General features: G+C 73.6%; 12 protein-coding genes and 1 pseudogene. 8 read left to right on the top strand and 5 right to left on the bottom strand.

Features of this window, described 5'->3' with window-relative positions; genetic code table 11:
• Nucleotides 1-117: pseudogene (locus E1293_RS50840) on the top strand (IS30 family transposase); the annotation flags it as partial.
• A 181-nt stretch (nucleotides 118-298) separates the two neighbouring features.
• Here E1293_RS50840 and E1293_RS35690 read toward each other — a convergent pair.
• Both E1293_RS35690 and E1293_RS35685 read right to left on the bottom strand, forming a co-directional pair.
• A complete protein-coding gene (locus tag E1293_RS35690; protein WP_132202639.1) occupies nucleotides 299-1,654 on the bottom strand; it encodes a PTS transporter subunit EIIC in 1,356 nt (451 codons plus the stop codon).
• 26 nt (nucleotides 1,655-1,680) lie between these two features.
• Nucleotides 1,681-2,421, bottom strand: a complete 741-nt coding sequence (locus E1293_RS35685) for a GntR family transcriptional regulator (protein ID WP_132202637.1) — start codon at nucleotides 2,419-2,421, stop codon at nucleotides 1,681-1,683.
• Between the two features lie 345 nt (nucleotides 2,422-2,766).
• Between E1293_RS35685 and nagA the strand changes: the two genes are divergently transcribed.
• From nagA to ptsP, 7 genes are read left to right on the top strand one after another with little or no spacing between them, the layout of a single operon-like run.
• The gene (nagA, locus tag E1293_RS35680; protein WP_132202635.1) at nucleotides 2,767-3,927 is read left to right on the top strand and encodes an N-acetylglucosamine-6-phosphate deacetylase; all 1,161 of its coding nucleotides are present in this window, start codon (nucleotides 2,767-2,769) and stop codon (nucleotides 3,925-3,927) included.
• A complete protein-coding gene (locus tag E1293_RS35675) occupies nucleotides 3,924-4,964 on the top strand; it encodes an SIS domain-containing protein (protein ID WP_132202633.1) in 1,041 nt (346 codons plus the stop codon). Before nagA ends, E1293_RS35675 begins: the two co-directional genes overlap by 4 nt.
• 14 nt (nucleotides 4,965-4,978) lie before the next feature.
• A complete protein-coding gene (locus tag E1293_RS35670; RefSeq protein ID WP_132202631.1) occupies nucleotides 4,979-5,212 on the top strand; it encodes a PTS sugar transporter subunit IIB in 234 nt (77 codons plus the stop codon).
• A gap of 18 nt (nucleotides 5,213-5,230) precedes the next feature.
• Complete coding sequence (locus E1293_RS35665) at nucleotides 5,231-5,680, top strand: PTS sugar transporter subunit IIA (RefSeq protein WP_132202620.1); 450 nt, start codon at nucleotides 5,231-5,233, stop codon at nucleotides 5,678-5,680.
• Between the two features lie 4 nt (nucleotides 5,681-5,684).
• Nucleotides 5,685-6,365 carry an HAD family hydrolase gene (locus E1293_RS35660; RefSeq protein ID WP_132202618.1) on the top strand — a complete coding sequence of 227 codons (681 nt, stop codon included), beginning with the start codon at nucleotides 5,685-5,687 and terminating at the stop codon, nucleotides 6,363-6,365.
• Between the two features lie 9 nt (nucleotides 6,366-6,374).
• Nucleotides 6,375-6,647, top strand: a complete 273-nt coding sequence (locus tag E1293_RS35655) for an HPr family phosphocarrier protein (protein ID WP_132202616.1) — start codon at nucleotides 6,375-6,377, stop codon at nucleotides 6,645-6,647.
• 1 nt (nucleotide 6,648) lies between these two features.
• Nucleotides 6,649-8,331 (top strand): phosphoenolpyruvate--protein phosphotransferase, encoded by a 1,683-nt coding sequence (ptsP, locus tag E1293_RS35650; RefSeq protein WP_132202614.1) that lies wholly within the window; start codon nucleotides 6,649-6,651, stop codon nucleotides 8,329-8,331.
• Nucleotides 8,332-8,338: 7 nt separating this feature from the next.
• On the opposite strand, the gene E1293_RS35645 is transcribed toward ptsP, so the two are convergent.
• The 3 genes from E1293_RS35645 to E1293_RS35635 all read right to left on the bottom strand — a co-directional run bounded on the left by E1293_RS35645 (nucleotide 8,339) and on the right by E1293_RS35635 (nucleotide 12,841).
• Complete coding sequence (locus E1293_RS35645) at nucleotides 8,339-8,833, bottom strand: hypothetical protein (RefSeq protein ID WP_132202612.1); 495 nt, start codon at nucleotides 8,831-8,833, stop codon at nucleotides 8,339-8,341.
• 73 nt (nucleotides 8,834-8,906) lie between these two features.
• The gene (locus tag E1293_RS35640) at nucleotides 8,907-10,562 is read right to left on the bottom strand and encodes a glycoside hydrolase family 3 protein (RefSeq protein ID WP_132202610.1); all 1,656 of its coding nucleotides are present in this window, start codon (nucleotides 10,560-10,562) and stop codon (nucleotides 8,907-8,909) included.
• Nucleotides 10,563-10,660: 98 nt separating this feature from the next.
• On the bottom strand, nucleotides 10,661-12,841 hold the full coding sequence (locus E1293_RS35635) for a transglycosylase domain-containing protein (RefSeq protein WP_165978544.1): 2,181 nt from the start codon (nucleotides 12,839-12,841) through the stop codon (nucleotides 10,661-10,663).
• Nucleotides 12,842-13,207: the final 366 nt, after the last annotated feature.

Below are 13,207 nucleotides of genomic sequence, written 5' to 3'. Positions count from 1 at the left end.
ACCCAAGCAGACCTCGACGAGGTCGCCCGCCAACTCAACCAACGCCCCCGCCACACCCTGGGCTGGAAAACCCCAGCCCAGGCACTCAACGAGTTCCTCGTTGCAACAACCGCTTGACACCGCCGCCGCTCATAACGACAACACGCCGTAAGTCAACGCAGCGGGCGAGGCTTGCGGCACGAAAGAGACGGCGGGACGCGTCACGCGTCCCGCCGCCTTGGGAGGTCCTGGGCCGGGGGCTGGCCGGGCCCGAGGCTGGGGCGCCGCCGAGTAGGGGATCGGGGCGCCCCGGGAAGGGTCAGCCGGTGGCCGGGGTGTCCTGCGGTTCGGCCTTGCGGTCCTTCTTCTTGCCGCCGCCGTCCTCGACGGCCGTGTCGGTGGCCGTCGACTCCTCGTCGTCGGGTTCGCGGCCCGGCGTCGCGAAGTTGAACTTCGTGATCAGGAATTTGAAGATGCCGTAGTACAGGAAGAAGTACAGGACGCCCATGCCGAGGATGAGCCAGAGCCCCTTGGTGTTGTCCTTCGATGCGTTCAGCAGCATGTCGATCCCGCCCGCGGAGAAGCCGAAGCCGAGCTGGGCCCCGGCCGCGTTCAGCACCGCCATCGAGATGCCGGTGAGGACGACGTGCACCGCGTACAGGACGGGCGCGACGAACATGAACGCGAACTCGATCGGCTCGGTGACGCCGGTGACGAACGCGGTGAGCGCGGCGGAGATCATGATGCCGCCGACCGCGGGACGGCGGTGCGGGGGAGCCGCGCGCCAGATGGCGAGGGCCGCGCCGGGCAGGCCGAACATGAGGACGGGGAAGAACCCGGCGAGGAAGCCGCCCGCGTGCGGGTCGCCGGCCAGGTAGCGGTTGATCTCGCCGTGCACGGCGCCGTCCGGGCCGTTGTAGGAGCCGAACACGAACCAGATGAGCGAGTTCGGGATGTGGTGCAGGCCGAAGGGCAGCAGCAGGCGGTTGACGATGCCGTAGATGCCGGCGCCGGCCGCGCCCGCGCCGGTGATCCAGTTGCCGAAGTCGGTGAGCCAGCTGCCGAACACCGGCCAGATGAAGCCGATGAGGACGCCGAGGACCAGGGCGGCGAGCGCGGTGACGATCGGGACGAACCGGCGGCCGCCGAAGAAGGCCAGGTAGGTGGGCAGCTTCACCCGGTAGAAGCGCTGGTAGAGCAGCGCGGCGACGACGCCGATGAGGATGCCGCCGAGCACGTCGGTGGGGTTCTTGGCCCCGAAGTCGATGACCTCCTTGGGCGCGCCGTCCACCATCTTGGTGATCAGGACGTTGCCCTTGAGTTCGTCGGTGTGCGAGAACATGATCTTGGAGACCTGGTCGAAGACCAGGTAGCCGACCACGGCGGCGAGCGCGGTGGAGCCGTCGGACTTCTTGGCGAACCCGATCGCGACGCCGACGGCGAACAGCAGCGGGAGATGGTCGAACAGGGCCTGCCCGGCGCCGCCGACGACCTCGGCGACCCGGATCCAGCCGAGGCCGTCCGCGCCCAGCATGTCGGGCTGCCCGAAGCGGAGCAGCAGGGCGGCGGCGGGCAGCACGGCGATCGGCAGCATCAGGCTGCGGCCGATCCGCTGCAGCACCGCGAGGGCGCTCGACCCTCGGCGCGGCGCGGAGTCCACGGTTGTGGCGGTCATCGCGAGGTTCCTCCTCAACAGGGATTTCAGGAGTGCGGCGGGGGATTTCCGAGGGCCGTGTGGATCTGGTAGCGGTCCGCCCGGTACGTCGACACGCCCAGTTCGGCGCACACGCCTCCGGTGTAGGAGCGGCGTTGCAGGAGCAGTACCGCGCTGCCCCGGGCGATCTGCAGGTGCCTGGAGTCGGCCGCGTCGGCCAGGCTGGCGTCGATCGTCTGGTCGCCGGCGTCGAAGACCAGCCCGTACACCGCTTCGAGGACGCCGTACAGGGAGCGGTCGGCCAGCCTGCGGTCGAGCAGGTCGGGGGCGAGCGAGGCCAGGATATGCGCGCGTTCGAGTGCCATGGGATCGCCGTCGGCGGTGCGCAGCCGCTCGATGACGTGGATCTCGGTGCCCGGCTCGACGCCGAAGACCCGGGCGAGCCGCGCGTCGGCCGGGGCGGTGCGCCGCTCCAGGTCGATCGCGCCGGGCCGCAGCCCGCGGGCCAGCATGTCCTCGGTGAACGAGACGAGCCGCAGCGGCATCTCGATCTTGGGCCGGGCGACGAAGGTGCCCTTGCCGGGGACGCGGTACAGCCGCCCCTCGGACACCAGCTGGTCGACGCCCTGCCGGACGGTCATGCGGGACAGCCGGTACTGGACGCACAGCTCGCGCTCCGACGGTATCGGGGCGTCGACGGGCAGCTCCGCGCTCTCGATGAGGTCGAGCAGGATGGCGCGGAGCTGGAAGTACTTCGGTACCGGGCTGTGCGGGTCGATGGTCGTCACGGGGGTTCCTCGATGGCCGGGGGCCGGATCGATGGGATTCGCCGGGTTTCGACGGTTGTGTGGGCTAGACAGTGCTTCGACGGTATTCGATTTGGTTCGTACTGGTCTAGGCCGGACTAGACCACAGCTCCGAAACGCATGTCAATGCACGAATTTATAACGACACGGTCACGTGCGGACGACACCAAGATCGACAAATCCGCAGGTCAGATCACCGCCCCGCCGGCCCATTGTCATCTCCCTCCGATTCGTGGAGTATGGTGCGTACTGGTCTAGTCCGGACTAGACCAGTAGTAATCCGGAGGAACCACCTCGCGATCGTTGCGTCACGGAGAGTGCGCCCCCATGGCATCACCGCTGATCACGGCCCGCCGCATGATCATTACCCCCGCGGGCAGTCCTACCCGCGTCGTCTCCCCGGGATACGTGCGCGTGGTGGACGGTGTGATCGCCGAGGCCGGCGAGGGCCGTCCGAACGCAACCCCCGACGCCGACCTCCCCGACGGCCTCCTCGCACCCGGGCTCGTCGACCTTCAGGTGAACGGGTTCTTCGGCCACGACATGGTGGACGCCGACGAGGCCGGCTGGCGCACCGTCGTCTCCCGCCTCCCCGAGACCGGCGTCACCGCGTTCCTCCCCACCTTCATCACCGCGCCGGTCGGGACGCAGGCCGCGGCGCTCCAGCGGGCCCGCGACCTCCTGCCCGGCCTTCCGGACGGGACGCGCGTCCTCGGCGTCCACCTTGAGGGCCCGTTCCTGTCCGAGAAGCGCAAAGGCGCCCATAACGCCGAGTACCTCACCGACCCGGCGCCCGGCGCGATCAAGACCCTGCTGGAGACGGGCCTCGTCAAGCTCGTCACGCTGGCACCCGAACGGGACGGCGCGCTGGACGCGGTCCGCACCCTCACCGAGGCGGGCGTCCTGGTCAGCGTCGGGCACAGCGACGCCACCGCGGCGCAGACCAAGGCGGCGGCCGACGCCGGCGCCCGCATGGTCACCCACATCTTCAACGCGCAGACCGGCGTCCACCACCGCGACCCCGGCGTGGCCGTGCAGGCGCTCATCGACGACCGGCTGAGCCCCGGCCTCATCCTCGACCTGCACCACGTCGCGCCCGAGGTGGCGGAGCTGGTGTTCCGGGCCGCGGCGGGACGCGTCGTGCTCGTCACCGACGCGGCCGCGTCCGCCGGGATGCCGCCCGGCACCTACGAGCTCGGCGGCGAGCCCATCACCATGCCCGAGCAGGGCCCGCCGCTGCGCGCCGACGGCACCATCGCCGGCTCCGGCCTCCGGCTGGACGAGGCGGTCGGCAACGCCATCGGCCTCGGCATCGACACGGCCGCCGCGGTGGACGCCGCGACCCGGGTCCCGGCCGACCTGATCGGGCGGCCCGACCTCGGCCGGATCACCCCCGGCGCCGCCGCCGACCTGGTCTGGCTGGGGCCCGGCCACCGGGCGCTTGCGACGTGGGTCAACGGGCAGAAACTCTTCGGAGGGGGATCATGACCAGTGTGATGCGCGCCGAGATCGGTGCGCAGCCGGACGCGCTGCGCCGGACGATCGACGCGCTGCTGCCGCGCACCGCCGACGTCGCGGCGCTCGCGCGCGAGACCCGGCAGGTGCTGTTCATCGCGCGCGGCTCGTCCGACAACGCGGCGGTGTACGGGCGCTACCTGGTGGAGGCGCACGCCGGCCGGCTGGCCACGCTCGCCGCGCCGTCCATCGCGACCACCTACCGGCGCAGGCTGGACCTGGACGGCGTGCTGGCCGTGGCGATCAGCCAGTCCGGCAAGACCGAGGAGATCGTCGAGACCCTCGACTGGGCGAAGGACTGCGGCGCCCGCACGGTCGCCGTCACCAACGGCGCCGGGTCCCCGCTGGCCGAGGCCGCCGAGGTCGCGCTGGTCACCCGGGCGGGCGACGAGATCGCCGTCCCGGCCACCAAGACCTACACGACGCAGCTCGCCGCGCTGTCGGTGCTCGGCCTCGGCCTCGGCGCGGACGTCCCCGCCGATGATCTGCGCCGCGTTCCCGACGAAGTCGCCCGGCTGGTCGCGGTGACCGAGACGTCGCCCGCGCTGCCCGAGATCGTCGAGGCCCTCGCCAAGGTGCCGGGCGCCGTGGTGTCCGGCCGCGGCATCGCGTTCGGCACCGCGCTGGAGCTGGCGCTGAAGATCAAGGAGGCGTGCTACCTGCACGCCATGGGCCTGTCGTACGCCGACCTGCTGCACGGCCCGATCGCCGTCGTGGACGCGCAGACCCCCGCGCTGCTGGTCGCGGCCGACTCCGGCCCGACGCTGCCCGGCACCGTCGCGCTCGCCCGGCGGGTCGGGGACGCGGGCGCCCAGGCGTTCGGCGTCGGCGGCGGCGCGGACCTGGCGGCGGCGTGCTCCGCCGCGCTGCCCGGCCCCGGGCTGCCCGAGTGGGTGGCGCCGCTCGGCCTCATCGTCCCCGGCCAGATCATGGTCGAGAACCTGGCCCGCAGGCTCGGCGTCGACCCCGACGTGCCCCGCGGCCTGAACAAGGTCACCCAGACCGACTGAGAGAAGGCAAGAGCATGGACAAGGCCGAGGCCATCATCGCCGCGCTGGGCGGCGCCGCCAACATCGTCGAGATCGAGCCGTGCGCGACCCGGCTCCGCACCGAGGTCTCCGACTCCGGCAAGGTCGACGAGGCGGCACTGAAGAAGGCGGGCGCGTTCGGCGTCATGCGCAGCGGCACCGTCGTCCAGGTCGTCGTGGGCCCGGAGGCCGACACCATCGCCAGCGACATCGAGGACATCCTCGACTGACCCAGAGGGATCCCTCCAATGACCCGAGTACTGTCACCGGTCGCCGGCCGGGTGGTCGGCCTCGCCGGCGTCCCGGACCCGGTGTTCGCCCAGGCCATGGTCGGCCCCGGCACGGCCGTCGACCCCGAGCGCGGCCCCGGCAACGCCATCGCGCCCGTCACCGGGAAGATCGTCAAGCTGCATCCGCACGCCTACGTCGTGGTGGACGGCGAGGGCCACGGCGTCCTCGTCCACCTCGGCATCGACACCGTCAAGCTGAAGGGCCAGGGCTTCGAGCTCCTCGCCGCCGAGGGCGACGAGGTGACGGCCGGGCAGCCGGTCGTCGGCTGGGACCCCGCGGTGATCGAGGCCGGCGGCCGCTCCCCGATCTGCGCGGTCGTCGCGCTGGACGCGGGCGCCGACGCCCTGTCGGACGTGCTGGAGTCGGGCGAGGTGACGAAGGGGACCGAGCTGTTCGCATGGAGTTGAGCGCATGGCGGTGATCGGCCTCGGGGCGGCGGTGTTCGACCTGGACGGCACCCTCATCGACACCGAGCCGCGCAACCGCGTGATGTGGTCGCGGCTGTTCGACGCGCACGGCGTCTCCCACGACGAGGCGCTGATCGCCTCGTTCGCGGGGCGCCGCGGCGTCGAGGTGCTGGCGGATCTCGCCCACCTGTTCCCCGGCCGCGCGGTCGAGGACCTGTTCGCGCAGGCGATCTCCTACGAGTCGATGCCGGGGATGCCGGCCGTCGCGCCGGTGCCCGGCGCCGTCGAACTCGTCCGGTCGCTGGCGGACGCGGGCGTGCCGCTCGCGGTGGTGACGTCCGGGCAGCGCCCGTACGCCGAGGGGCTGCTGGCCGAGCTGGGCATCCGCGGCCTGCTGGACATCGTGGTGACCGCCGGGGACGTCGTCACCGGCAAGCCGCATCCGGAGGGGTACCTGGCCGCCGCCCGCGACCTGGACGTCCCGCCGGAGGAGGCGGTCGGGTTCGAGGACGCCCCGGCGGGCGTCTCGGCGGTCAAGGCCGCGGGCATGACGTGCGTGGGCGTCATCACCACGCAGCCGGCGGGCGCGCTGGCGGAGGCCGACCACGTGGTGGCCGATTTCAAGGAAGTGGACGTCGTGCCGGGCCCCGCGCTGCGGGTGCGCCGGCCGGTGACTGAGCTATAGGAGTGTGCGGTGACCGAGCGGAACGTCAAGATCGAGTCCAGGGTGGGGCTGCACGCGCGGCCGGCCGCGCTGTTCGTCCAGACCGCGGCCAAGGCCGGGATGGACGTCACCGTGGCCAAGCGCGGCGGCGACCCGGTGAACGCCAAGAGCATCCTCGCCGTGCTGGGGCTGGACGCCCGGCACGGGGAGGAGGTCGTGCTGACCGCGGACGGCGAGGGCGCCGGCGAGCTGCTCGACAGCCTGGAGGAACTGCTGTCCATGCCGGAGCCCGAAGGAGCCTGAGATGGGCGAGGTGATGCAGGGCGCGGGTGTCAGCCCCGGCGTCGGGTTCGGGCCGGTGCGCGGCATCGCCGGGGCCGTCCCGGAGCCGGACGCCGGGTCGCGGCACGGCGGCGACCCCGCCGCCGAGCGGGACACGGCGCTGGCCGCGCTGGAGGCCGTCGCCGCCGACCTGGAGGAGCGCGGCGGGCGCGCCGCCGAGGCCGGCAACACCGACGGGCGGGACGTGCTGAACGCGCAGGCGCTGATGGCCCGCGACCCCGGCCTCGCCGACGGCGTCCGCGCCAAGATCGACGATGGCGTCGCGGCGGCGCGGGCGGTGTTCGAGGCGTTCGGGGTGTACCGGGAGATGCTCGCGGGGGCCGGCGAGTACATGGCCGCCCGCGTCACCGACCTGGACGACATCCGGGACCGCGCGATCGCGCGGCTGCTCGGGCTGCCGATGCCGGGCGTCCCGGAGTCGGCGGAGCCGTTCGTCCTCGTCGCCCGCGACCTCGCCCCGGCGGACACGGCCGTCCTCGACCCGGCGCAGGTCGTCGCGTTCGTGACGCAGGAGGGCGGCCCGACCAGCCACACCGCGATCCTGGCCCGGACGATGGGCGTCCCCGCCGTCGTCGCGCTCCCCGGCGCCACCTCGCTCTCCGACGGCACCCGGGTGCTCGTGGACGGCGCGGCCGGCACGGTGCGTCCCGACCCGTCCGGCGAGGAGGTGGCGGCGGCGCGTGCCGCCGCCGCCGTCCGCGCGTCGGCGCTGGAGGAGTCCACCGGCCCGGGAGCCACCCGGGACGGGCACGCGGTGCCGCTGCTGGCGAACGTCGGCGGCCCGAAGGACGTCGAGGCGGCGCTCGCGAACGGCGCCGAGGGCGTCGGCCTATACCGGACGGAGTTCCTGTTCCTCGACCGTGCGACGCCCCCGTCCGATGAGGAGCAGGAGGAGGCGTACCGGCAGGTGCTGGAGGCGTTCCCGGACGGCCGCGTCGTCGTCCGGACGCTCGACGCCGGCGCCGACAAGCCCCTCGCGTTCCTGCCCGCCCCCGGCGAGGAGCCGAACCCGGCGCTCGGCGAGCGCGGCCTGCGGATGATGCGCCGGCATCCGGACGTCCTGTCCGCCCAGCTCGCCGCGCTCGCCCGCGCCGCCGCCGGGCTGACCGCCAAGCTGCAGGTCATGGCGCCGATGGTGACCGACGCGGCGGAGGCCGCCTACTTCACCGCCGCGTGCCGGGACGCGGGCATCGCGCACCCCGGCGTCATGATCGAGGTGCCGGCGGCCGCGCTGCGCGCCCGCGACCTGGCGCCCGAGGTGGAGTTCTTCAGCATCGGCACCAACGACCTCACCCAGTACGCGTGCGCGGCGGACCGGCAGATCGGCGGCCTCGCGCATCTGCAGGACCCGTGGCAGCCCGCCGTCCTCGACCTGGTCGCCCCCGCGGCCGGCGCCGGGGTCTCGTGCGGCGTGTGCGGCGAGGCGGCCGGCGATCCGGCGCTCGCGTGCGTGCTCGTGGGTCTCGGGGTGACGTCGCTGTCGATGAGCGCGCCGTCGCTGCCGCTGGTGCGGGCCGCGCTCGTCCGGCACACGCTCGACGAGTGCCGCGAGGCCGCCGCGGCGGCCCGTGCCGCCCGCACCGCGGACCAGGCCAGGGAGGCCGCCCGGGCCCACCTGCCGGGTCTCGCCGAGCTGGGGCTGTGACGGAGGGTCAGCCGACGATCTGCCAGTAGTCGCCGGTCTTGCGGAGGGTGAAGCTCGCGGCGAGGAGACCGCCCGGGCGGGCGGGCTCACCCTTCCACTTCAGGTCCGCGAACCGGACGACGTAGTTCCCCTCGTCCGGCCCCTCCTCGCACGTCGGGACGGTCACGCCGCGCAATGCCGCGACGTCCTGCGGGCGGAGCTTCGCGCGGGCCGGGCCGAGCTTCTCGCGGCATCGCCCGGGGGCGCCGAACACGCGCTGCTCGTACTCGGGCGCCAGGTAGGCGCAGGCTTTGGCGTTCCCGGCGCCGATCCCGCGCAGGTACTTGTAGAGCGCGGCCCGCGCCGGAAGCGTCTCCTTCGGGTTCAGCGTGGTGGAGGTGTCGGCGAGCTGCGAGTCACCGGGTTCCGGGGTGAGCGGCGGCATCGTCACCTCGCCCTTGCCACCGCACGCGCCCAGTAACGGGAGCAGCATCAGGGCGGCGAGGGGCAGGCGGACGCGCACGGGGACCTCCTGGGGGCCGAAGGCGGCCCGATCCTCCCAGCAGAAGGGGCCGCGCGTCCATCGGACGCCGTCCCTACCGGTAGGTCATGCCGTATCCGACCGGTTTGCCGCCCGCCGGGACCGGGAGCTTGCCCACCGGCTTCGCCGCGCCGCTCAGCACCTTCGCCAGCGCGTCGACCGACACCCCGCTGGAGGAGTAGGCGGCCAGCGCCGCCGCGGCGCCATCGGCCGCGTCGAGGTCGTAGGGGCGGCCGAGCGCGGCGACGACCACCGGTTTCCCGCCGAGGGCCCGGATCCGGGACGCGGTCGCCTGCCCGGCGTTGTCGGTGGTCAGCACCGTGACGTCCGCCGAGCCGGGCGACGCCGTCGCGACCCCCTGGCGGCGCAGGGCGGCCTGCAAGCGGCCGCTGTCCGGGCCGGAGACGGCGACCTTCTTGCCCTTCAGCGGCAGCAGGCCGTCCTTGTTGCGGACGAGGGTGACCGCGTGCTCGGCGACCCGCCGCGCGACGGCCTTGTGCGCGGCCGTGCCGATCGCCGCCTTCGCCTTGGCCGGGTCGGCGGAGGCGTCCTGGAACAGGCCGCGCCGCTGCTTGAGCTTGAGGATCCGGGTGACCGACTCGTCCAGCCGCTTCTCGGTGATCTTCCCGGACCGGACGGCCGCCAGCACGGCCCGGTACGCGCGCGGCAGGTCCGGCGGCATCAGCAGCTGGTCGGCGCCCGCGCCGACCGCCCGGACCGGGGCGGCCGCGTCGCCGTACTTCTCCCGGACCCCCGCCATCTCCAGCGAGTCCGTCGAGATCACGCCCTGGTAGCCGAGCTTGCCGCGCAGCAGCCCGGTCAGCACGGTCTTCGACAGCGTGGACGGATCGCCCGACCGGTCGAGCTCCGGGACGACGATGTGCGCGGTCATGACGATGTCCACGCCCGCCGCGATCGCCGCCTCGAACGGGGGCGCGTCCAGCTTCGCCCACTTCTGCGGCGAGTGCTTGATCACCGGCAGCCCGGTGTGGCTGTCGGTCGCGGTGTCGCCGTGCCCGGGGAAGTGCTTGGCGGTGGCGGCGACCCCGGCGGCCTGGTAGCCGCCGACCGCGCCCTTCACCATCGTGGACGCGAGCGCCGGGTCGGACCCGAACGAGCGCAGCCCGATCACCGGGTTGGCCGGGTTCACGTTCACGTCGGCGTCCGGCGCGTAGTCGAGGTTGAGGCCGACGGCGCGCAGCTCGGCGCCGGTCACCTGCGCGGCGGCGCGGGCGTCCGCCGGGTCGCGGGTCGCGCCGAGCGCCATGTTGCCGGGGAACGCGGTGATGAACGGCGTCCGGGACACGATGCCCTGCTCCTCGTCCACGCCGAGCAGCAGCGGGATGTCGGCCGCCTTCTGCAGCGCGTTCGACTGCGCGGCCGTCTTCGCCGGGGTGCTGAAGTTGCCGGGGAAGTAGATCAGCCCGCCCACGTGGTACTTCTTGATCTTCGCGAGCCCGTCGGCGCGGCTGGAGAACCTCGGGACGAACAGCTGCCCGACCTTCTCGGCGACGCTCATCTTGGCGACCCGCCCGGGAATCCACGCGTCCGGCGCCGTCGTGCGGCCGCCCGGGGACCCGGGCGTGCCGGAGCCGGCGGACGACGGCGTCCGCCCGCCCTTGCCGCTCTCGCCGCCGCCACCGCAGCCGGCCGCTCCCGCGACCAGCGCGGACACCGCCACCGCGAGCGCGAGTGAACGTGAAGCACGCACCTGACCAGGCCCCCCGACATGGTCTCGGTATCTCGGTCGCATCGGACGCCGCGACCGTAGCCGCTCCCCGCGCCGCTGTCGACTCGATCTCCGGCGTTTCAGCCGGAGACCGGCGGCGGCGTGCGCGCCGTGCCTCCCGCGCCGGGGTCGCGGGTCCTCGACGGCGCGGGGGTGTCCGAGGGCGGCGTCGCGGCCTGCTTCCGCTTGGCGAGCTCCTTCTCCTTGGCGGGATCCAGCCCGGCCGGGCCGGGGCCCTGCTTGGACGGGTCGGGCTGCCCGGCCGGGTCGGGCTGCTCGGCCGGGTCCTGGTCGGCCCAGTTCGCGGCGGCGCCCGCGAACACGGGCTCGGGGAACGCCGCGACCGGCAGGTCCCGGGCGATTTTGTCCATGAACGAGTGCCAGATCTCGGCCGGCAGGGTCTCCCCGGCGACCGTTCCCGGGTGGCCGGGCAGGTTCCGGAGCGGGCCGCTCTTGGCGTTGCCGATCACGACGGCCGCCGAGACCTGTGGGACGAACCCGACGAACCAGGCGGCGCGGTTGTGCTCGGTCGTGCCGGTCTTGCCCGCCGCCTCGCGGTCCGGCAGCGCCGCGCGGGTGCCCGTCCCGGACGTGACGGTCGCCCGGAGCGCGTACGTCGCCTGGGCCGCCTGCTCCCCGTCCAGCACCCGGCGGCCCGGACCGTCCCACGGCAGCGGGACCCGCCGGCCGTGCGCGTCGACGACCTTGGTGACCAGATGCGGGACGACCGCCGTGCCGCCGTTCGCGAACGCCGCGTATCCGGCGGCCTGCGTGACCGCCGAGACGTCCGGGATGCCGAGCGCGACCCCCGCCTGCCCCTTGTACGGCGCGAGCGCGGCCTCCGGCACGCCGAACAGCCGCGCGGTCTCCAGGACGTTCCCGATCCCGACCTTCAGGGCGGTCTTCACGTACCCCGTGTTGACGGACAGGGCCGTCGCCTTGACCAGGTCGATCGTGCCGAGCGAGCCGATCTCCTCGTCGTTCTTGACCTTGTAGCCGGGCGCGGTCATCGGCGTGACCTCGCCGTTCGGCGCGAACTTCTGCGGTGACGCGCCGCTCACCCTCGTCCGGACGCTGAGGCCCTTGCGCAGCGCGGCGGCCAGGACGTAGGGCTTGAAGGTGGAGCCCGCCTGCGCGACCGGGGCGAACACCGCGTCGACCTGGCTGCGCTTCGGGTCGCCGCCGTAGAACGCCTTGACCGCGCCGGTGCGGGAGTCCACGGCGACCAGGCCGCCGCGCACGGACCCGGGCCACCGCGGCTCCTGCGCCTCGCGCATCGCCTGCTCGGCATGCCGCATCCAGCGCTGGTCCAGCCCGGTGTAGATCTTCAGGCCGCCGTTGACGACGCTGCCGGCCGGGATGCCGGCGCTCGCGAGCTCCTCCTCGATCCGGTGTCGGACGAGGAGGTCCTGGCCGGATAGCCCGACGCCGGTCCACTCGCTCTGCGTCCGGGGGAAGCGCTGCCGGTCCGCCTCGGCGCGGCCCAGCCTGCCCATCGACACCATCCCGTCCAGGACGTACTTCCAGCGGGACCGCAGCGCGCGGGCCGCGGCGTCGCCGCCCTGCGTCTTGAAGTACGTCGGCCGCTGGATCATCGCGGCGAGCATGGCGCACTCGGCCACGTCCAGCTCCCAGACGTCCTTGTCGAAGTAGGCGCGGGCCGCCGCCTGCACCCCGGACGTCTGCCGGCCGAAGTAGATCGTGTTGAGGTACAGGTCGAGGATCTCGTCCTTGGCGCGGTGCCGGTCGAGCTTCAGCGCGATGAAGATCTCCTTGATCTTGCGTCGCGCCGTCCGGTCGCGGCTGAGGCCCTTGTAGTAGTTGCGGGCGAGCTGCTGGGTGATGGTGGAGCCGCCCCCGGTGCCGCCGCCGGAGGCGTTGTCCCACACGGCGCGGATCGTCCCGACGGGGGAGACGCCGTGGCCGCCGTAGAAGCCGCGGTCCTCGGCGGCGAGCACCGCCCAGCGCAGCCGGCCCGGGATCTGGTCGTGCCGGACGGCCTCCCGGTTGGCGCCGAGGCGGAACAGCGGCGTCCGGCCGTCGGCGTAGTAGACGGCGGAGCCCTCGTCGGTGACGCCGTCCTGCGGCCGCGTCGGCAGCGGCGTCCGGACGTAGGCGACGACGGTGGCGGCGGCCAGGAGCACGACCGGTGTGATGATCATCACGATCGCCCGGCGCAACCGGCGGGAGGACGGGACGGCGGTGCGGAGCAGGCGGGTGAGGGCCGGCCGGACACGGCGGGCCCTGGGCAGGGAGTGCATGCGACCTCGTTCGACGTGGGAGTACGGACTCGGCCGTCGTCCGGGGCATGCGGGAGCGCGGGCGGGCATGCGTCTGTTGGCATGCGCATGCTGGAAGGAAGGGCGCCTGCGGGTCGGAAACGTCCCGTGCGGACGACGCTGCGGATTCGACGCAGTCGGTACAAGCCACGCCTGTGGCCGGTGGTCCCGCGGGGCACGGCCCCATCGGGACCGATCCCACGGCTCTGTCGCCACCGTGGTAACAACTCAATCACGATGGACCCCGGATCGCAAATGCTGATCTTGTGGGGTCCATCGCGATGAACCTGGCGGCCGGGCCGGATCGGGACGGCCGGGCCGGGGCCGGACGGGCCTTCCGCCGCGGGG

The sequence above is a fragment of the Actinomadura darangshiensis genome (assembly GCF_004349235.1).
Lineage (GTDB): Bacteria > Actinomycetota > Actinomycetes > Streptosporangiales > Streptosporangiaceae > Spirillospora > Spirillospora darangshiensis.
This window is presented reverse-complemented; position numbering and strand designations above follow the sequence as displayed.

Bases quoted from the DNA above. Each gene is read 5' to 3' on its own strand.
- E1293_RS35690 (WP_132202639.1), bottom strand. From the start codon at position 1,654: ATGACCGCCACAACCGTGGACTCCGCGCCGCGCCGAGGGTCGAGCGCC.
- nagA (WP_132202635.1), top strand. From the start codon at position 2,767: ATGGCATCACCGCTGATCACGGCCCGCCGCATGATCATTACCCCCGCG.
- E1293_RS35675 (WP_132202633.1), top strand. From the start codon at position 3,924: ATGACCAGTGTGATGCGCGCCGAGATCGGTGCGCAGCCGGACGCGCTG.
- E1293_RS35670 (WP_132202631.1), top strand. From the start codon at position 4,979: ATGGACAAGGCCGAGGCCATCATCGCCGCGCTGGGCGGCGCCGCCAAC.
- E1293_RS35665 (WP_132202620.1), top strand. From the start codon at position 5,231: ATGACCCGAGTACTGTCACCGGTCGCCGGCCGGGTGGTCGGCCTCGCC.
- E1293_RS35660 (WP_132202618.1), top strand. From the start codon at position 5,685: ATGGCGGTGATCGGCCTCGGGGCGGCGGTGTTCGACCTGGACGGCACC.
- ptsP (WP_132202614.1), top strand. From the start codon at position 6,649: ATGGGCGAGGTGATGCAGGGCGCGGGTGTCAGCCCCGGCGTCGGGTTC.
- E1293_RS35635 (WP_165978544.1), bottom strand. From the start codon at position 12,841: ATGCACTCCCTGCCCAGGGCCCGCCGTGTCCGGCCGGCCCTCACCCGC.